Source organism: Poseidonibacter parvus, assembly GCF_001956695.1.
GTDB classification, from domain to species: domain Bacteria; phylum Campylobacterota; class Campylobacteria; order Campylobacterales; family Arcobacteraceae; genus Poseidonibacter; species Poseidonibacter parvus.
Map to the genome: position 1 here is coordinate 1,234,598 of NZ_CP019070.1, position 20,449 is coordinate 1,255,046.

The following is a 20,449-nucleotide window of genomic DNA, read 5'->3' on the forward strand; positions in this document are numbered from 1 at the left end:
AGCGAAAATTAGAAAAACAAACTATTGGAGTTATAATGGGTAGAGCCTTTGAATATAGAAAAGCGTCAAAATTAAAAAGATGGGGAGCAATGTCTAGATTGTTTCCAAAATTAGCAAAAGCTATTGAAATGGCAGCAAAAGCTGGGGTTCCTGATCCTGAAATGAACTCAGCACTTAGAACAGCTATTTTAAATGCAAAAGCTGAAAATATGCCAAAAACAAATATTGAAGCTGCTATTAAAAGAGCAAGTGGAAAAGATTCTGCTAACTATACAGATGTAAACTTTGAAGGAAAAGGACCTCATGGTTCTTTAATCTTTGTAGAAACTGCTACTGATAATAATACAAGAACAGTTGCGAATGTTAAAATGTATTTTAATAAAAATGGTGGTTCAATGGCACCAACTGGTTCTTTAGAATTTATGTTTGATAGAAAAGCATTATTTGAATTTAATAAAACTGAAGATATGGATATTGAAGAATTAGAATTAGAACTAATTGATGCAGGATTAGAAGAAATTGAAGAAGAAGACGGTATTGTTTTAGTAACTGCTGATTACACTGATTTTGGTACATTAAATACTGCATTTGAAGAAATGGGAATTGAACTTACTAAAGCAAAATTAGAAAGAATTTCAAATAATCCACAAACATTTACAGAAGAACAAGAAGAAGAGATTGGAAAGTTATTAGAAAAACTTGAAGATGATGATGATGTTCAAGCTGTTTATACAAATATGGCATAAACAACACTAGAAGAAATCAATTTAATTGATTTCTTCTGAACTTCTTTCAAACTCTTCTAAAATATTTAGATTAAAATCTTTTACAATATTATTTAACTTAAAACCATCTATTACCCATAAAATAAAAAGACCTATTAAAATCAAATAACCTATAAGAATAAAAGTAGTAATTAGTCCAATAAATCCTACAAGTATATATATCCACCAACGCTTTTGTTTTGTATATAGTCTATGCATTCCAAAGATACCTAAAAACCACCATAGAAGATAAGCTAATACAACACTTAGTTGTTGTGTTTTTGCTTTTTCTAAATCAATATTATTCATTTTTATTTTCTTTTTAATTTAGCAATTGTATTTTTAATATCTTTAATTCTTGTATTCGAACTTGGATGTGTTGAAAAGAATTCATTTTGAGTTTTTTTACCAGCACTCATATTTTGCCAAAAGTTTAAAGCTTCATAAGGATTGTATCCTGCTTTAACCATTAAATAAATACCAATTTCATCAGCTTCACTTTCTTGTAATCTACCATAAGGAAGCATTACTCCTAATTGTGAACCAAGACCATAAGCTTGATTAAATGCATTTGTATAGCCAGGTGCAGTTGCTGCTAATACTACATTTCCAATAAGTTGTATTCCTTGTTGTACTTTTGCTGAACTCATTCTCTCAGCTCCATGACGAGCAAGAGCATGTGCAACTTCATGAGACATAACAGTTGCTAACTGATCGTCATTTTTAGCAGCTTTTAAAATACCTGTATAAACTACAACTTTTCCACCAGGCAAACAAAACGCATTCATTGCGTCATTTTGAACTAGATTAAATTCCCATTTAAAATCAGGTCTATTTGCAGCAGCTGCAATTTTTGCACCAATTGCTTTTACTCTTCTTGCATCATAAGTATTGTTAATTACTTTTGCTTTTGATAAAGCTTGCTTATATGATGTTTCTCCTAGTGCTAATTCTTCTTTAGGTGACATAAAAATCATTTGCGATCTATTTGTATAGGGTGTTTTATGTGTACAACCTATGATTATTAATACAGTGATACCTACAAAAATGAAATTTCTTAATAGTTTCATAGCTCTTCCTTTTTATATTTTACTTATATCTTTTATTATATCTAAAGAAAATTATCTTAAACTGTAATCTAATAATCATATAATTTATTTTAAACTTTTAGAAAAATCTATTGATAATAATAAATATTGTATTATTACAAAAATTATTATAAAGAATAAATATGAAATGTCCTCATTGTCAAACTAGCGTTGAATTAGATTCAAAAATGTATTTTAAAACCCTTACTGGAAAATATACTTGTCCTAGTTGTTCTAATAAATTTAAATTAGATAGAAGTATCAAATATTATGGTTGGATTGCAATTGCAATTTTTATAGCTTTAATCGATTCTTATTTTGTAATGAAGTTTGCACAAACTACAACTTTTTCAAGCGTGATATTTGCTTCTTGGTTAGTGGTACTGTTTTTTGCATATTGTTATATAGATAGAAGATTAGAAAATAACATGCCTACAAAAAAGATTAATTAGTGCAAGCAAAAAAGGGTAATATTTATGGTGTTATAACCATTTTACTATACTCTTCACTAGCACTTTTTTCAATATTTACTAGTAATATTCCTGCTTTTGAATTAACATCATTATCTTTTTTTGTAGCTTCTTTTGTAGGATTGGCTTTTTTAAAAAAACAAAAAGTTCACATATCTAAGCTTTTTAAAATTCCTGTAAAAGTCTGGTTTATTGGAATAAATGGTTTATTTGGTTATCACTTTTTTTACTTCTTGGCTATTAAAAATGCTCCTGCTGTTGAAGCAAATCTAATAAATTATTTATGGCCATTATTGATAGTAGTATTTTCATCTTTTTTACCAAATGAAAGATTAAAATGGTTTCATATCTTAGGAACAATTCTTGGATTATTTGGAGCTTTTCTTTTAGTTTCAAAAGGTGGAAGTTTTTCTTTTGAAGCACAATATATTTCAGGATATATATTTGCAATAATTGCAGCTTTAATATGGTCATCATATTCTGTGATTTCAAGAACATTATCTCATATTCCTACCTATGCAGTTACGGGCTTTTGTATGGCTACTGCTATATTATCAGGTATTTGTCATTTTATATTTGAAACTACTGTTATTCCAAATGCTACAGAATTATTTGGAATATTAATGCTTGGACTTGGACCTGTTGGAGGGGCGTTTTATTTATGGGATTATGCAGTTAAAAATGCAGATATAAAACTACTTGGTTCAATTTCATATTTTACACCATTACTTTCTACGCTATTACTTGTACTTTTAGGATATGCCGAATTTACTACGGCTATTACATTAGCTTGTATTTTTATTATTTTAGGTTCATTTGTAAGTTCAGCGCAGTATTTAAAATCAATAAAAAACTTCTTTTTTAAGAAATAAGGAAAACAAAATGCAGAATAAAATGCAAGACATAATCAACATTAGTGAGATAAATGATCCCCAAATAAAAGAGTTTATAAGTTTACGAAAATCACAAGTTGAAGAAAATCAAGTAGTAGTAGAGAGTAAAAATGTTTTCAAAAAACTTTTTTCAACAAATATAAAAATACATAAAGTTTTTACAACTATTGAGCATCTTGATTTTTTAAAAGAAAACTGTTCAGACATAGATTTTCCAATATACACTGCAAGTAATGAACTAATGAAAGATATAGTAGGGCACAAAATACATCAAGGTATGTTAGCACTTATAGATAAACCTAAATATATTACTTTTGATGAAATACAAGGTAATGTTGTAGTATTAAATGGACTCACATCTCCTGAGAATGTAGGCTCAATTGTTCGCTCTTGTGCAGCTTTTAATATCACTACTTTAATTATAGATGAAAATACATGTTCACCATTTATTAGAAGATGTATTAGAGTTTCTACTGGAAATTTATTTAATATAAAAGTATATAAAACAAGTACTTTAAAAGATGATTTAATAAAACTACAATCTTTAGACTACAAAGTATTAACAACTGCAAATCATGAAACAGCAGTAAGCTTGCATGAATTTACTTTCCCAAAAAAATCAGCAGTAGTAATAGGAAGTGAAGGTTTTGGAGCACAACAAGATATTATTGATTTATCAGATAATATTCTTAGAATTGATATAAGTGAAGAAGTTACAAGTTTAAATGCTGCTATTGCTGCATCTATTGTGTTTTTTCAGATGGGTAAATAGCTTTTATTAATGAAAGAAAATTCTCTTTAAAAAAATAAAAGAAAATAAGAGGAAATGATTTTATAAGTTAGTTCCTTGCTTAATCAAGTATTGATTTTGATCACTTCATTATCTAATTTAACTATTCTATATAGTATAAAGTAGGTCTATTTGTTCTGTTAGAATCAATCAATACCCTATGACTTACTTTTATTTTTAACTTTACTTTATTTGTATTTGAAATTATCCATAGTCAAGTATTCACAGCTCTTACTGTTGCTAATATATCCTAAAATTTAGTGTTATTGCTTCTATTTTATACCTTTATTAATACCCCTTTTACTCTATTTATTATTTCAAACTCATCTAATTCTATATCATTATATAAAGAGTTTAAACTTTTTATATATAAATTCTTCAATATTATCGGTGAGATACAAAGTTATGTTTATTAGTCATTTATCGTTTTTATCTATAAATACTAAACTATTATTAGCAATAGTCTGGTCTATAATTGAATAGTTTCTTATTTCCTATTTCATGAGATATGACGTCTTTTAATTTATCTATTATTTCATTATAATTATACGTAAAGTATTATATTTAAAAGGACATAAACTGAAAAATCCAATGGAACTATATAATGAATTTGAACCAGCATTTGGACTTATAGGAAAAGCATACAATTTATTTGATAAGTGGCAAACAAAAAAGCATGTAGATGTTGTAACATCATTTCATAGAAATATATTAGATGGTGAAGAAACAGAAGAGCGAATAAACTATGAAAAAGAGAATATACAAGTAAATCAAGATGACTATTTTACATTATTGAAATTTGCAATAGCTGATGATGAAGAACAAAAAACAGATATCTATTCAAATATTTATAAATATATTAGAGATCATCAAAATATAGAAAAACGTGAAAAGAATAGAATCATAAGAATTACCAAAGCTTTACCTTTTTCTGCAATAGAACTTTTACCTGAAATTTATGTATATAATAAGTTTGATAACTTAGATAAAGACATAAAGCTATATTTAAGTACATTAGCAAATAACTTTAATTTTGCATTTGAAATAAATTTATTCATTCAATATGGCTTATTTGTTGAAGAATCTATCGTCGGTCAGGATAAAAGAATCCAAATAACAGAACTGCTTAATAAAATGACAGAAATATTTTTTAAAAAAAATGAATTAACTCCGGAGTTCTTAGATATTTCAAAGAAGGAAAAAAGAGGAAAAATTATTCTAACTTATGATTTAGAAGATAATAAAAATATTAATAAATTAAAAAGTATTTTCTTTCAATCTAAACTAGACGTAATTTCAGAAGTAAATTTTGAAACAAATTTAAATGGAATAATACAGAATATTGCTTTTTTGTTTACAAAAAAACCACTATCTAATCAAACAATTAATATTTTAAAAAAGAATTTAAGAAGAAATAACAAAATTATAAAAGTAACTTTTGATAAAGATGCTATAGATCCAATTCCTGAAATTGGTAATGAATTAATCTTTTTAAATAATAAATCTTGTATAGATGCATTTATAGATAGTATTGTAATTGAATAATATACAAAAATAAAAAGTAGGGTAGTCACCACCTTTTATGTTTATGCAGCTTGGAATAGTGCTAACTCTACAGTCAATGAAGAATATATAGATTAAAAAAGGCGTTTTAAACGCCTTTTAAATCTGATAGTCGTTGTTGTTATCTTTCCAATCAAAGATAAAACACATAGGTAGTTTATTTTTCTTATTTAGAAGTAGTGCTGTTATGATTCCTGAAACCATAATAGAAACGATTGCTAAAAAAGATGCAAAAGCAAGTGTAGAAAGTCCAGTTAATCCTTGTCCAACTGTACAACCAATTGATAAAACACCACCTGTTCCCATAAGTGCTCCACCAATCATATTATATTTTGTTCTATTAATATTTTGTGCTGCTGTACAACCAAAGCTATATTTTTTATTAATAAATGACATTACAAATGTTCCAAATAAAACACCAATTACAATTGATATTGCAAATGATAATTCATTTACTTGATAAAACATAAATAGTTCTAAAGATTTTGCAGTTGGATAAACAAAAGTAATACCTGTTAAGTCAATCACTCTTTCCATACTTTCAGCACCTACAACACCAGTTATATACCAAGCAATTGAGATTAAAATCCCAATAACAACTCCATCCCATAATGTTAATACTCTTTTAACTTTTTTAACTAAAAATAATAGTAAGGCTACTAAAATAGCAAGTACTACAAAAATATTCATTTGTACATTTTCAATATATGATGAAAGATGTATTAAAGTTTCATTATTGATAATTGGATTTAAAACACCATGAAGAATACCTTTAGTTGTAGCATAAGCAAAGATACCAATAAAGATAATTGTGATTAAAGAGTTTGAATCACCTTGTGCAAATTTAATTAATTGTCTATTTCCACAACCGTCAGCTAACATCATTCCAATACCAAATAAAGCTCCACCAAAAATGATAATAAAGTAATTGATATCTTCTTTAAAGAACACAGTTTCAGTTAAGTCAATTTCAAAATAACTAGATAGTAAAGATGTGGCAATAATTGCAACAATCATTGCCATTACTACAGAAGAACCTCTTCTTGTTGATTTTGTAAGAATAAAATCTTTTACAGAACCACTAAAACAAAACTGCTGTTTTTGAGCCACCATTCCAAAAACTGTTCCAAGAAGTAAAGCTAAGATATTTACTGTTTCAAATATTTCTAAATCAAACATACTATTTATCTAATCTCATTTCTTCTAAAACTTCTAATATTTCAATTGCATCTTCATCTTTTAAGTTATTGTTTTCAATATCCAAGATCACTTCATCAAAATATAATTTGATATCTTCCATATATTTTAATTCGTCTTTATCTTCTTTAGTAGATTTTTTACCTTCAGCTATGTCAAGAAGTTCATCAATGTTTTCTTCTACTTCAGGTAGTACATCTTCTTTTAATAGTTTTTCTAATTCTTGAATTTTACTCATTCTCGTTCCTATATTAGTCTAATTTTTGAGATTATATCAAAATAAGTTCTATAGTAAAGAATAAATGTAAAAAAATTAGTAAATAAAAAGGGATTAACCTTTTTATTTATAACAATGTTCGGCTTTCATTTGACCAAATTTGTTTTTAGTTCCAGCTTTATATTTTTTTGAAGAATAACCAGTTGTTACAGGATTACACGTATCAATCCAAGAATAAATATCAAATATTTTAACTGTTTTAAATCCCATTAATTTAAAAGTTTCTGCCTCAATAGAAGCTCTTTTTGCTGTGTTACAAACAACAATAAGGTTTTGTTTTACAAAATTATCATCATCATCTAATGCAAAGTTCGCAAGAGCTTTTTCAGGTGCTTGTCTTCCAACTCTAACACTTCCTTTTATTCTTGCCGAAGCCCATTCTAGTTGAGTTCTAACATCTGCTACAATCCAATCTTTTGAATCAAGAGCTTTTTTTACGTCCTCAATACTTGCATAATTTCCAGCTTTTTTATTTTCTTTTATAAGCTTTGATGCTATCTCATTATATCCAACAAATTCATTAGCTATTAATGATGTAGTAACAAGAGTAGTAGCTAATAGTAAATTCTTTAGTTTCATACTTAATCCTTAAAATCTCTTTTTAGCATTATATAAAATAAAAATTAATTTATAATAAAAAATTATAATAATATTATAATTATTACTAATAAAGTACTTTTACTCTTTGAAAATAATTTAAGAATATCTTGTAAATTTTGTATTGACTTTGATAATACTTATTGATAATATACTTAAAAAGGAAAGAAAAATGAAGAAATTTTTTAAAATGGTTTTAATCATGTTATTTATATCTTTTACAAGTGTAAATGCCCAAGATGAAAGCGAAGAAAAAATACATAAAGTAGTAATCCAAGTTAGCACAGATGATTTAAGAACTCAAAACATCGCACTAAATAATGCAGTAAATTTACAAAAATTATATGGACTAGATAATGTTGAAATAGAGATTGTAGCTTATGGTCCTGGATTAACTTTACTAACAACAAAAGGTATACATAATAAAAGAGTTGAAAGCCTAGCTTTACAAAATATAGAGTTTTCTGCATGTTCTAATACTATTAAGAATATTGAAAGAAAATTTGGTACAAAAATTGTTTTACTTGATGGAGTACAAACAGTAACAGCAGGAGTTGCAAGAATTATAGAATTACAAGAAGAAGGTTATTCTTATATTAGACCATAAACTTAAATTACTAAGTAGATATATTTATACTACTTAGTAATCACATAAAACCCAGTATAAACTACACAAGTTTCATTATTCTCAATAATTTGAGATTCAATTTTAATTGAAGCACTACCTTTTTTATCTATTTTTTCTTTTACTATTAAAATATCTTCAAAGCTTGGTTTTTTCGTATGACATACAATATCTTTTGTTACAGGTTTAAAAAAAGAAGTTTCATTTTTAATAACTACAATATTTGTACTATTAATTTCTAATTCTTTTGAAATCAACCAACACATACTCCATGCTGATATAGTTGTTAGTGTACTTAAGCTTCCACCAAAAGCAGTACCTTTATCATTTATATTTATCTCTAAAGGTATATTTGAAACTAATTCTTCTTTATTATATTTATTAATATTTACTTGCATTAGTTTTGTCAGTGGTATTTCATTATGTAATTTTTCTTGTAATTCTTGAATCAAAATAATCCTTTTTAAATATTTAATAACAAATTATATTAATAAATACTTTAAATTATAGCTCAGCCAAAAGAACAAAAATTGTACACTAATTATAAGAGTTACAAAATATAAACTATTAAAAATAAAAGTGTGTATAAAAGTAGCTATTTTTAATTGGATATAATAATCTTAGAAGGTACTATAAAATAGGACTTGGTATTAGTTTTGTATTTTTACTTTTTAAGTGAATGTAACTTTTATTTACAAAATAAAGAACTTGTACACACGTTTACAATAATTGTACATCTCTTTTTCTACCTTTATGATATAATTTGAACAATAAAATTAAATAAATAGGAGACAATATATGAGTTTATTAGTAGATTATAAAGCACATGCACAAGAAAGAGCAAATGAAGGTGGATTACCTCCATTAGCATTAACTCCTGAGCAAGTTGCAGAATTAGTAGAATTATTAAAAGCTGATACAGTTGCTGAATCTGAGTACGTATTAGATTTATTCAACAATAAAATTAACCCAGGTGTTGATGATGCTGCTTACGTTAAAGCTGCATTTTTAAATGACGTGGTTCAAGGTAACGTTACATGTTCAGTAATTTCAAAATCTGAAGCTGTAAGAATCTTAGGAACAATGATGGGTGGATTCAATGTTACTCCATTAATCGAAGCACTTAAAATTGACGAAGTAGCTGCTGATGCTGCAGAACAATTAAAAAACACTATCTTAGTATATGATGCATTTAATGACGTTAAAGATTTAATGGATGCTGGAAATGCAAAAGCTAAAGAAGTTATTGAATCTTGGGCAAACGCTGAGTGGTTCACTAATAAACCTGCATTAGAAGAAGAAATTACTTTAACAGTATATAAAATTCCTGGTGAAACAAATACAGATGATTTATCTCCTGCAACTGTTGCATTTACTAGATCAGATATTCCATTACATGCTACTGCAATGTTACAATCAAGAATGGAAGATCCATTAAACAAAATGATTGAACTTAAAGAAAAAGGTCATCCTTTAGCATACGTTGGTGATGTTGTTGGTACTGGTTCATCTAGAAAATCTGGAATTAACTCAGTTCAATGGCACATGGGTAGAGATATTCCAGGTGTTCCTAATAAAAGAACTGGTGGTGTTGTAATTGGTTCTATTATTGCTCCAATTTTCTTCAATACTGCAGAAGATTCTGGATGTTTACCAATTGAAGCTCCAGTTGATGCTTTAGAAACTGGTGATGTTATTACTGTTAAACCATATGCTGGTGTAATTGAAAAAGATGGTTCAGTTGTTTCTGAATTTGATTTAGCTCCAAACACATTAACTGATGAAATGAGAGCAGGTGGAAGAATTCCATTAATTATTGGTAAAGGTCTTACTGTTAAAGCTAGAGAAACTTTAGGATTAGATGCAACTTCTGCATTTGTTGCTCCTACACAACCTGCTGATAATGGTAAAGGATTTACTCAAGCACAAAAAATGGTAGGAAGAGCTTGTGGTATTGAAGGTGTTAAACCTGGTATGTACGTTGAGCCAATTGCTACAACTGTTGGATCTCAAGATACAACTGGACCAATGACTAGAGATGAGATTAAAGAACTTGCTGCACTTAGCTTTGGTGCTGATATGGTTATGCAATCATTCTGTCATACTGCTGCTTATCCAAAACCAGCAGATATTAAATTAAGACACACTTTACCAGAATTTATTTCTTCAAGAGGTGGAGTTACATTAAGACCAGGTGATGGTGTTATTCACTCATGGTTAAATAGATTATGTTTACCAGATACAGTAGGTACTGGTGGAGATTCTCATACTAGATTCCCAATTGGTATTTCATTCCCAGCTGGTTCTGGACTAATCGCATTTGCTGGTGTTACTGGTTCTATGCCTTTAACTATGCCTGAATCTGTACTTGTTAAATTCAAAGGTGAAATGCAACCAGGAATTACTTTAAGAGATTTAGTAAATGCTATTCCTTACCAAGCTATTCAAGATGGTTTATTAACTGTTGAGAAAAAAGGTAAAAAGAATGTATTCGCTGGAACAATTATTGAAATTGCAGGTTTACCTGATTTAAAAGTTGAGCAAGCATTCGAATTATCAGATTCAGCAGCAGAAAGATCAGCAGCAGCTTGTTCTGTTCAATTAGATAAAGAACCAATCATTGAGTACTTATCTTCAAATATCGCTTTAATTGAAAAGATGATTGAAGAAGGTTATGAAGATGCTAGAACTTTACAAAGAAGAGCTGATAAAATGAGAGAATGGATTGCTAATCCAGAGTTATTAACTCCAGATGCAGATGCAGAATATGCAGAAGTAATTGAAATTGATTTAAATACAATTACTGAACCAATCTTAGCTTGTCCAAATGATCCAGATGATGTTGATACATTAACTAACATTTTAGCTGACGATAAAAGAATCAAAAATATTGACGAAGTATTCGTAGGTTCTTGTATGACTAATATCGGATTATTCAGAGCACTTGGTGAAGTACTTAAAGGTGAGGGTGAAGTTCCAACTAAACTATGGGTTGCACCACCAACAAAAATGGATAAAGAACAATTAACTGAAGAAGGGTACTACTCAATCTTTGCAGCTGCGGGTGCTAGACTTGAAATTCCTGGATGTTCTTTATGTATGGGTAACCAAGCAGCAGTTTCTGAAGGTGCAGCAGTATTCTCTACATCTACAAGAAACTTTGATAATAGATTAGGAAAAGGTTCTCAAGTTTACTTAGGATCTGCAGAAGTTGCAGCAGTAACAGCACTTCTTGGAAGACTTCCAACTAAAGCTGAGTACATGGAAATTGTACCTAAGAAAATTACTGAAGATAACAAAGATGGTGTTTATAAATACTTAAACTTCCACCAAGTTACAGGTGATCAATTAACAAACTTAGTTCACTCTTAGGAACTAAACTCAAATCAAACTAGGACTTCCTAGTTTGATTTTTATTTAAAACCTCTTTTCTCAACAAATTAATTTTAATTTTTACTTAATAAAAATCTTTTATATTATTAAAAAAACTTACACTATAATAGAAGTTCAAAAGGATTATTATAAATGTATAAAAAAGTCTATTTAATTACACAAGAAGAAGATAAGTCAAATATAGAAGATATAGTTGCTAATATAAAAGAAAAATATAATAGTGAAATATTAGAAATTCAAGCAAATCAAATGTTTGATATTGATGATAAAAATAAAAACTCTTTATATTTATTATATTTAGATGATACAAATATAAAACAGTTTTTTAAAAAATATCTCAATAGTAATATTTCAATTGGAATACTTCCAAATGATAAATGCTCAATTGCTGTAAAAAACTATGCAATTTCAAAAGATTTAGATGAAGCAATTGAGGATGCTTTTAATATTGAGCTGTTAAGTAGTATTGATATTTTAAAATGTAATGAAGAAATTGCATTTACAAGAATTTCAATTGGTGATATGCATGGTATGAATAGACTTGACTATAATAAAAACACAAGAATAGACAAAATAAAGATTTTTTTAAAAAACTTAAAAGAAATATCTTTTAGAAGTTATACCTTAACGACATCTAAAGATCACTCAATACAAACAGCAGCATCAGGAATTACGGTACTTGAGCATACAAGTGCCATTAGTGAAGATTCTGCAATACGGGATGAATTATCCATTCATGATGGTAAATTAAATGCATATATTTTAGCTCCAACTTCATTAATCTCCTATATTTGGTATTTAATATCAATCTTTTTTTATCAAAAAATATCTTTAATCTCATTACCAAAGAGTTTAGGGTTTATTAAAACAACTAAGCTTACAGTTACTTCTGATAAAGACTTAGGATATAAAATTGATAATATGGATTTTTATGAAGCTAGAACAATTGAACTTGAAGTAGTACAAGATTGCATAAATATACATTTAGGAAGACCTTTATTAGATATTGTAAAAAAAGATGAAAAACAATTAGAAGAAAAAGATGAAATAAAAATAAACTCTCTACCAAAAGCTGAGTTAAGTAGTATTTTAATAGGTGGAAAACTGCCTTTATTTAAAAAAGCAAGTGATGATGAATTTAAAGATTTATTAGTTAGTTTAAAAGATAGCGCAAGTTTTTCTTATACTTATTTAACTTTAATGATTCTAAGTACTTTATTAGCTACTACAGGGCTTTTTGCTAATTCATCACCTGTAATTATTGGTGCGATGATATTAGCACCTTTAATGGCTCCTATCATCTCTTTATCAATGGGAGTTGCACGTGCTGATGAGTATTTATTAATTAAAAGTGCAAAAACATTAGTTATTGGTATTTTTATGGCTTTACTGTTTTCTAGTATTTATACTTTATTTATTCCTTTAGAACAAATAACATCAGAAATGCAAGGAAGGTTAAATCCAAACTTACTAGATTTAATGGTTGCAATATTCTCAGGAATTGCAGGAGCTTATGCTACTTCAAAAGAAGAGGTTGCTAAATCACTTGCTGGGGTTGCAATTGCAGTTGCTTTAGTTCCACCTTTAAGTGTAACAGGAATTGGTCTAGGACTTGGAAATATAGATGTTATACTTGGTTCGTTTTTACTATTTATTACAAACTTAGTAGGTATTACATTAAGTGCAACATTAACTTTTATGGTTTTAGGATATGCACCTATTAAAAGAGCAAAAAAAGGAATCTTTTATACTTCAATTTTAATGGCTTTAATTACAGTACCTTTATTTATTTCATTTATGCAAGTAGTTGAGAAAAATGATTATATGAGTAAATTAAATAGTATAAAAACACTTGAATTTAATGATAAAAAAATAGAGTTAAATATTAAAAGTCTTGAGAATAAAAGTACTGCAATTTTCTTAGATATTGAAGTAGTGTCAAGTAAACATTTAGACTTAGTAAACTACAATTTTATCAAACAAAAATTAGAAGAACAAGTAGACAAAAAAATAGTTTTAAAAATTATACCAATAATAAAAATACATTAAATCTGCAAATAGAGTAGGGGATATATGACTTTTTTGAAAGCAAGAAATATCCTCTAAAGAAGAAAACTCGAAATATCCAAAAAACCGATAAAAACTAAAAAATAAAGTTTATACAAAATGAAAGTGTTTTATATATCTATTATATATTTATAAAATGGATATTTTTATTCTATATGAACTGTATATAAGTATTTATAGAAAAAATAATTTTTTCAAAAAACACAATAATATAATAAAACTAAAACAGTAAATATTTTCACTTTAGAGTTTTACATATTGTATAAATTTAAATATATTTAAAATATATACATATAATTTCTAAAAGAAAATAAAATAACCAATATGTTAGAATGAAAAAAAACTCAAGGCGAACACTTATGATAAAAACTACTCATGAAATATCAAATGAAGATGGATATATTAAATACAATTATTTTGAAATTCATCCAGATTTAGAATCAATAATCGCTGATGATTATTATACTTATTCAACAGAAAATTTTAAAAAACAAGAATTATGTGAAGCTTTATACAAGCAAAATTTTTATGATAAATATGACAAAACACAATACAAAGAAGTGTATGAAAAATATATTGATAATGAAAGTTTTAAATCAAAAGCAATGTTTATTTATTCAATAATTGATTTAGATAAATATACAAAATTTGTAGAGCAAAATGATGAAGTTTCTAATCCAAATGAATTAACAATAAAATATGCTATTTTAGACAGTTCAGGTGTAAAAGTAGATATTTATAATATTAGTATTGTAGATATTTCTTTTGTTTTTTAAGTAAAAACAATGGAAACAATAGATTTATATTTTTTAGGACTTGGTATATTATCAGGTTCTGATGGGATTTTGGATATTTATTACCTGTAATATTAAATAGAATTCATTTAAGTTTTTATGGTCTTTATCCTGTTTTTACAATTGCTTGGATTTTACTTCTATTTTCTTCAACATTATTATTGGAAGGAAATATTTTTTTAGCAGTTTATATTGCCGGAATTGTGGCAAATACAAGAGAGTTTGTTCATAAAAAAAATTTAGTTGGTTTTAATGATGGACTATCATGAATTATGTAAATTGCAGTATTCTTAGCTCTTGGACTGTTAGTTTTTCCTTCTGAATTTCTAGATGTTGCCTTATCAGGACTTGCAATTGCTTTATTGTATTTTTTATTGTTTTATTTTCAATATTAATTCAAGGTGCAACACTTCCACTTATGGCAAAATGGTTAAAAGTGGAAACTAAAAAGAAAAAAGTTAAAACAGAAGATATTGTTGATTCTCCTCGTAATAGTGATAGAAAATATAAAAAAGTTTTAAAAACTTTTAAAACAGAAAAGATATAATTTAATACATTTTCTAAAAGGCTTATGCTATAATCGCGATTAATAAAAACAAGGTACAGTAATAATGGAAAAACCCGAAGTTAAAACACAAAAATTCATAATTAAATTTTTCCCCGAAATTATGATAAAAGGTAGTAAAGCTAAGAGACAGATGATTAATCAGCTTTACAATAATCTTAAAAAGATGCTAACAAAAATTGATGAAGATATATCAATAAAAAAATTTCATGATAAGATTGAAGTTGTATGTTTAGTAGATTTTGTAACAGAAATTAGACAAATACTATTACAAACTCCAGGTGCTCAGCTTGTATTAGAAGCATTACAGTTTGATAATATCACAACAATAGATCAAATGAAAGTTATAGTTAATGATGTAACAAAAGATCAAGTTATTGGTAAAACTTTTGTTGTTAGAGTAAAGCGTTCAGGAACTCATAGTTTTAAATCAACAGAGATCGAAAAAACTATTGGCGGATATATGTTGGCTCATAATGATACAAAAGGAGTGAGTTTAAGAGAAGCAGAAGCTACAATAAACGTAGAACTTTTTGATAATCAATTAAATATTATCACATTAAAGCATAAAGGTTTAGGTGGTTTTCCAATAGGAACTCAAGGAGATGTATTATCTTTAATGTCTGGTGGATTTGATTCTACAGTAGCTTCTTATCTTACAATGAAAAGAGGAATTAAAACTCATTTTATTTTCTTTAATCTTGGTGGTGTTGCACATGAAATTGGTGTAAAGCAAGTTGCCTTATATCTTTGGAATAAATTTGGCTCATCTCATAATATTACATTTATATCCGTTCCTTTTGATGATGTAGTTACTGAGATATTTAGATCTACATCAGATTCGTACATGGGTATTACACTTAAAAGATTAATGATTAAAGCTTCTGAAAAAATTGCAGACGATATGGGAATTGATGCCTTACTTACAGGTGAGAGTGTGGCTCAAGTATCTAGTCAAACATTAAGAAACTTAGCTTTAATTGATCAAGTTACAAACAAATTAATTTTAAGACCCTTAGCTACTATGAATAAAACTGATATTATGGATATTGCAAATGATATTGGTACTAGAAGATTTGCAGAAACAATGCCTGAATATTGTGGTGTAATTTCAAAAAATCCAAATACTCATGGTTCATTTAAAAGATTAGAAGAAGAAGCAAGAAAGTTTGATTACATAGTATTAGATAAAGCTGTAGAAAATGCAGTAAGTTTAAGAGTTCATGAAATCGAAGATGATATTTCTGATATTGGACAAATAGAAACTGTTAGTGATTTAAGTAGTGCAGAGTACACAGTTATTGATATTAGACAAAGTGATGATTGTATTGAAACTTCTGCTGAAACTATTAAAATTCCATTTTATAAATTAAAAAGTGAATTTAAAAACCTTCCACAAAATAAAGAGTATTTATTTTACTGTGATAAAGGTATTTTAAGCCAGTTACATGCTCAATATCTAAGAGATGCAGAGAACTTTACAAACATAAGAGTTTATCGACCATAAGCTCTTATATTTAATTCTTCTATTATTACAATAGGAGGATTTGGAAGTGCTGGATAAGATTTTTGTACTATATTTGTTACCCATTGTGGATATATTCTAAAGTTCAGTTTTACTTCTACATTTAAAGGAAAAGATAGATTTTTAGGGAGTTCATACTTTTCTAGTCTTCTTTCTTTTGCTTTTATTCTTGTATCTCTTAATAATATTTTATATCTCCAAAATGCTAAACCAACTTCTTTAGCATTTTCATCTGCAAATACTTTCATATAAGGTCTAGCATCTTTACCTAGATTTCCATCTTTTTTTAATTTACCACTTGAAAATATAACTTTATTTTTTGAATCTTTTACTGTAATATCTAACCATAATTCTCTAAAATCTGCAACGCCCGTTGGCAAATGATGTCCTGCACCTATATTTGTAACTCCAACTTCTAAAATAGTATCTTTAACACTAGCATCAAGCTTTGCAGCAGTTCTTAAAAGTTGAAGTGTTTGGTTTTCATGTTTTTTACTTTTTAAACCTGATAAAAAGTGATTTGAACCAGAAAAATAGTGTACTTTTACATCTTTTTTAAGAACTCCTCCTTTAGTTGATGTGCCTACAAGTGGTGTGAACTTATCATTTTCTAGGTTTGTCATATGACAGTCTATACATGATTTGTGTTTTGTTTTATCTGCAAGATTATTATAAGGCGATTCTTCCCACTCTTTAAATGTTGATACTATTTGTTTTCCTGTTGTTGGTGATGTTTCATCATGACAAGAAGCACAGTATGCACTTTTTTTATAAAGAGGTTTCATATAGCTTTCTTTATGTACATTTGGCTTTGCATTTATAAACTTTTTACCTAAATATGAGCCAAGTGTTCCTTCTTCATCTTCAAAAGGATATTTTTTTCTATTTGTTAAGTCCAATTTATAAGAAGCATTTCCTTTTGAACTTGCATCACTTATTCTATGGCAAGTAAGACAAGATACTCCTTCTTCTAGTCTTGAATTGCCATGTTGTTTATAATTATTTATTAATGTTTTAGCCCCTTTATCAAAAAGAGTATTTGCTAAAGAGTTTTCATTCATATAATGTGAAGACTTAGTCAATCCTGTTGTAATACCACTTGGATTGTGACAAGACATACACCATTGCCTAAACTCATGACCTTCAAGTTCTCCTGCTAGATTTTCCATAACCATATAGTATGGATTTGAGTCTACAAGATTTTTATGATTTGAATCTGCCCATTGATTAAATATTTCACTATGACATGATTTACATTTTGTAGAGTTTGTCCAATCCTCACTATGATACATAGTTTTACCATCTTCAAGTTCAAAAGAGACAAGTTTTGTTTTATATTCTTGTTCTAAAGAATAAGAAGGTGTTGGATTAATAAATGTAATAGATATACCTACCATAAACAATAATACAAGTTTGTTTTTCTTAGGATTTTTTGTATGATAAAATAAAAATGCAAGAAGAATAAAAGATGAATATAGGTGAATATTAAATGAGTAAATTCCTAATATATTTCCACCTGTATTTCCAATAAAGAACAAATAAAAACCACTTAAGGTAGTTAAGAGTAGAACAAAACCTAAAATCCAACCAATCTTACTATTTACTTTTTTTATTACTATATATTTGTAAGCGTGTTTATTCACAAAAGGAATAATATAAAATATTGAAAATAATATAGAAGTAAAAGCATGGATAATAGATATATCTGTTAAATATTTCCATTGGATATTAAAAATATCCATTTGTAAGACACCTGTAATAAAAATTAGAATAATTAGTATTTTGATATTAAATAGTTTCATTATTTAATTTCCTTCTTTGATTGTTTAATTACATTCCCCTCTAAGGTCTTCAAAAAAGCTACAATATCATCTATTTGTGTATTTGTAAGATTTATTCCTACTTGATGCCTTCCCATTATTTCTACTGCTTTTCTTATTTTATCAACTGAACCATTATGAAAATATGGAGACGTTTTTGTAACGTTCCTTAAAATAGGAACCCTAAAAAAGCTTGTATTTGCTCTTCCTTTATATTCTCCTTTATTTTCAAAAGGAAAAGTATTATCAATTATTTCAAAATCAGGAGCAGGACCAAGATTAGGTCTTAAATCATGAATACCAGCAAAGTTTCTTAAAGGAAACCTTTGAACACTTTGTCCTCCTACACTTCTTCCCGTATGACAACCACTACACCCAAAGTTCATAAAATTTACTAAGCCTTGTTTTGCCTGCTTATTAATTGCATTATTGTCACCTTCTAAAAACTCATCAAAACTACTTCTTGTCAAAAGTGTTTTGATATAAGCTTCTATTGCATCAATTATTTCTTCATAGTTGTAATCAAATCTTTTTTCTAGTTCTTCTGCTGATATATTTAATTTATGTGTTGATTTAATTGAGTTTATGATTTGTTCTTTTAATATTTTTACTTCGCCGCTCCATGTAAAAGTTTTTGCAAGTGATGAGTTTAAAATAGTTATAGTATTTAGATGGTGAGGATTTAAAGTATTGTTATCTCCTAGAGAGGAAGAAAATCTATCTGTACCGCTTTCGTCTTTTAAATGGCATCTTACGCAATTATTTGTATCTATTAATACTTGCTCTTCTTTTGTTATACTATTTTCTTCTTTACTAATCATATGACAAGTAGTACAAGAAGTTTTTTTATTTAGTGAAAGATTAGGATTAAAAAATAACTCTTTTCCTAAAGCTATTTTTTCTTTATTTAAAATAGTATTTTGTTCATATTTTTCTAAATACTCTTCATAAGATTTAGGAATTGATTTAAGTCCTTTTTTTATAGCTGTTTTTCTTAATGAATCGTCGTTGTATGAGGGAAAATCTCTTTGTTTAAGAAGTGAAGGAAGTGATAATAGTATTGATATTACAACAAATGCAAATAACAATATTCTCATAAATATTTTCATAAATAGTATCCAATAAATATATATTTATTAGATACTATCAAAAAGATAGGTTTTAAAAATTGTAAATTATCAATTTTTATTTAAAATAAAAATAAAAATAGATAAATACATACTCCCATTAATGAACTGATCGTAAGTCCTAGAAATATTAACTTACCTAATTTTTTATGATTTGAGCTTTTAATCTGTTCTAATTGCTTGTTTCTGTATAGTTTAATAAAGGTAATAAATAAATACACCCATGAAATTAAAGCAATAATAGCAATAATTATATGAATAATTAAAAAAGATAGCATAAAGGTATATGAAATATTACTAGCTTTTGAGTACTCTAAAAAGCCACCAGAAATTCTAAGTCCAATTTCAAAAACAATTATAATAGTAATAGTAATAGCTAATAGCTAATAAAAAAGCTTGAGATATAAAATGCTCTTTATATTTTCTTTTAACGGCTAAATATATTGTAAAAGCCATTAATAGTGGGAATACAGCAAAATATATAGTTACAAAATCTATATAAAAAGGTGCTGCTGTTCCCAAAAAACCCTGATTAAATAGCATACAATTAATCTTTATTTTGTTTTTTAATTACATTTTCAATTATGATAAAACCAAATGGAATTAATGAATAAACAAATAATTGAAATCCTAAACCTTTGTCCCATTTACATTTAACCATTACATGAAAAAGTGCCATACAAAATAATATAAATAATACACCATGTCCCATTCCAACTATTTTTACGGGATATGGATTATCGCCTAAATACTTAATAGGCATTGCAACAAATACTAATAATAAATATGAAAGACCTTCTATTATTGAAATAAGTCTAAATCTTCCAAATGCTGTTTTTAACATTTTTATTCCTTTAAATTTTAAATTTGATTATATGTAAATATACTTAATGA

The 20,449-nt window shown here is 27.2% G+C and carries 21 protein-coding genes; 11 read left to right on the plus strand and 10 right to left on the minus strand.

What is annotated here, in order from left to right:
* Window positions 1-35 precede the first annotated feature (35 nt).
* Complete coding sequence (locus tag LPB137_RS06150; RefSeq protein WP_076085810.1) at window positions 36-746, plus strand: YebC/PmpR family DNA-binding transcriptional regulator; 711 nt, start codon at window positions 36-38, stop codon at window positions 744-746.
* A gap of 21 nt (window positions 747-767) precedes the next feature.
* Here LPB137_RS06150 and LPB137_RS06155 read toward each other — a convergent pair whose 3' ends face one another.
* Both LPB137_RS06155 and LPB137_RS06160 read right to left on the minus strand, forming a co-directional pair.
* Window positions 768-1,073 carry an NINE protein gene (locus tag LPB137_RS06155; protein WP_076085813.1) on the minus strand — a complete coding sequence of 102 codons (306 nt, stop codon included), beginning with the start codon at window positions 1,071-1,073 and terminating at the stop codon, window positions 768-770.
* A 2-nt stretch (window positions 1,074-1,075) separates the two neighbouring features.
* Complete coding sequence (locus LPB137_RS06160) at window positions 1,076-1,834, minus strand: M48 family metallopeptidase (RefSeq protein ID WP_076085816.1); 759 nt, start codon at window positions 1,832-1,834, stop codon at window positions 1,076-1,078.
* Between the two features lie 161 nt (window positions 1,835-1,995).
* Between LPB137_RS06160 and LPB137_RS06165 the strand changes: the two genes are divergently transcribed.
* The 4 genes from LPB137_RS06165 (at window position 1,996) to LPB137_RS06180 (ending at window position 5,550) form a co-directional block, all read left to right on the plus strand.
* Window positions 1,996-2,304, plus strand: coding sequence for a hypothetical protein (locus LPB137_RS06165; RefSeq protein WP_076085819.1), 309 nt, complete (start codon window positions 1,996-1,998; stop codon window positions 2,302-2,304).
* Window positions 2,304-3,194 carry an aromatic amino acid exporter YddG gene (yddG, locus tag LPB137_RS06170; protein WP_076085822.1) on the plus strand — a complete coding sequence of 297 codons (891 nt, stop codon included), beginning with the start codon at window positions 2,304-2,306 and terminating at the stop codon, window positions 3,192-3,194. The genes LPB137_RS06165 and yddG overlap by 1 nt, the downstream gene beginning before the upstream one ends.
* A 10-nt stretch (window positions 3,195-3,204) precedes the next feature.
* A complete protein-coding gene (locus LPB137_RS06175; RefSeq protein ID WP_076085825.1) occupies window positions 3,205-3,987 on the plus strand; it encodes a TrmH family RNA methyltransferase in 783 nt (260 codons plus the stop codon).
* Between the two features lie 609 nt (window positions 3,988-4,596).
* Window positions 4,597-5,550 (plus strand): hypothetical protein, encoded by a 954-nt coding sequence (locus tag LPB137_RS06180; RefSeq protein ID WP_076085828.1) that lies wholly within the window; start codon window positions 4,597-4,599, stop codon window positions 5,548-5,550.
* A gap of 117 nt (window positions 5,551-5,667) precedes the next feature.
* On the opposite strand, the gene LPB137_RS06185 is transcribed toward LPB137_RS06180, so the two are convergent.
* From LPB137_RS06185 to LPB137_RS06195, 3 genes are all read right to left on the minus strand, one after another.
* Window positions 5,668-6,747, minus strand: a complete 1,080-nt coding sequence (locus tag LPB137_RS06185; protein ID WP_076085831.1) for a YeeE/YedE family protein — start codon at window positions 6,745-6,747, stop codon at window positions 5,668-5,670.
* A 1-nt stretch (window position 6,748) separates the two neighbouring features.
* The gene (locus LPB137_RS06190; protein WP_076085834.1) at window positions 6,749-7,003 is read right to left on the minus strand and encodes a hypothetical protein; all 255 of its coding nucleotides are present in this window, start codon (window positions 7,001-7,003) and stop codon (window positions 6,749-6,751) included.
* A gap of 102 nt (window positions 7,004-7,105) precedes the next feature.
* Complete coding sequence (locus tag LPB137_RS06195) at window positions 7,106-7,621, minus strand: rhodanese-like domain-containing protein (protein ID WP_076085837.1); 516 nt, start codon at window positions 7,619-7,621, stop codon at window positions 7,106-7,108.
* 190 nt (window positions 7,622-7,811) lie between these two features.
* On the opposite strand from LPB137_RS06195, the gene LPB137_RS06200 reads away from it, so the two are divergent.
* Entirely contained in the window at window positions 7,812-8,246 is a 435-nt protein-coding gene (locus LPB137_RS06200) for a DsrE family protein (protein ID WP_076085840.1), read from the plus strand.
* Window positions 8,247-8,275: 29 nt separating this feature from the next.
* On the opposite strand, the gene LPB137_RS06205 is transcribed toward LPB137_RS06200, so the two are convergent.
* Window positions 8,276-8,716, minus strand: coding sequence for a YiiD C-terminal domain-containing protein (locus LPB137_RS06205; RefSeq protein WP_076085843.1), 441 nt, complete (start codon window positions 8,714-8,716; stop codon window positions 8,276-8,278).
* Between the two features lie 346 nt (window positions 8,717-9,062).
* On the opposite strand from LPB137_RS06205, the gene LPB137_RS06210 reads away from it, so the two are divergent.
* The 5 genes from LPB137_RS06210 (at window position 9,063) to thiI (ending at window position 16,590) form a co-directional block, all read left to right on the plus strand.
* Entirely contained in the window at window positions 9,063-11,636 is a 2,574-nt protein-coding gene (locus LPB137_RS06210; RefSeq protein WP_076085846.1) for a bifunctional aconitate hydratase 2/2-methylisocitrate dehydratase, read from the plus strand.
* Window positions 11,637-11,789: 153 nt separating this feature from the next.
* Window positions 11,790-13,706, plus strand: a complete 1,917-nt coding sequence (locus tag LPB137_RS06215; protein WP_076085849.1) for a TIGR00341 family protein — start codon at window positions 11,790-11,792, stop codon at window positions 13,704-13,706.
* Between the two features lie 377 nt (window positions 13,707-14,083).
* Window positions 14,084-14,500 (plus strand): hypothetical protein, encoded by a 417-nt coding sequence (locus LPB137_RS06220; protein WP_076085852.1) that lies wholly within the window; start codon window positions 14,084-14,086, stop codon window positions 14,498-14,500.
* 436 nt (window positions 14,501-14,936) lie between these two features.
* Complete coding sequence (locus tag LPB137_RS14740) at window positions 14,937-15,065, plus strand: hypothetical protein (RefSeq protein WP_265936465.1); 129 nt, start codon at window positions 14,937-14,939, stop codon at window positions 15,063-15,065.
* A 64-nt stretch (window positions 15,066-15,129) separates the two neighbouring features.
* Complete coding sequence (thiI, locus tag LPB137_RS06225) at window positions 15,130-16,590, plus strand: tRNA uracil 4-sulfurtransferase ThiI (protein ID WP_076085854.1); 1,461 nt, start codon at window positions 15,130-15,132, stop codon at window positions 16,588-16,590.
* Here thiI and LPB137_RS06230 read toward each other — a convergent pair.
* The 4 genes from LPB137_RS06230 to LPB137_RS06250 form a co-directional block, all read right to left on the minus strand.
* On the minus strand, window positions 16,578-18,410 hold the full coding sequence (locus tag LPB137_RS06230; RefSeq protein WP_076085857.1) for a multiheme c-type cytochrome: 1,833 nt from the start codon (window positions 18,408-18,410) through the stop codon (window positions 16,578-16,580). The genes thiI and LPB137_RS06230 overlap by 13 nt on opposite strands.
* Window positions 18,410-19,537: a cytochrome-c peroxidase gene (locus LPB137_RS06235; protein ID WP_076085860.1), complete on the minus strand. Its 1,128-nt coding sequence runs from the start codon at window positions 19,535-19,537 to the stop codon at window positions 18,410-18,412. Before LPB137_RS06235 ends, LPB137_RS06230 begins: the two co-directional genes overlap by 1 nt.
* Window positions 19,538-19,617: 80 nt before the next feature.
* Window positions 19,618-19,929 (minus strand): DUF420 domain-containing protein, encoded by a 312-nt coding sequence (locus tag LPB137_RS14795; protein WP_083657148.1) that lies wholly within the window; start codon window positions 19,927-19,929, stop codon window positions 19,618-19,620.
* Between the two features lie 173 nt (window positions 19,930-20,102).
* Complete coding sequence (locus LPB137_RS06250; protein WP_076085869.1) at window positions 20,103-20,399, minus strand: DUF3817 domain-containing protein; 297 nt, start codon at window positions 20,397-20,399, stop codon at window positions 20,103-20,105.
* Window positions 20,400-20,449 lie beyond the last annotated feature (50 nt).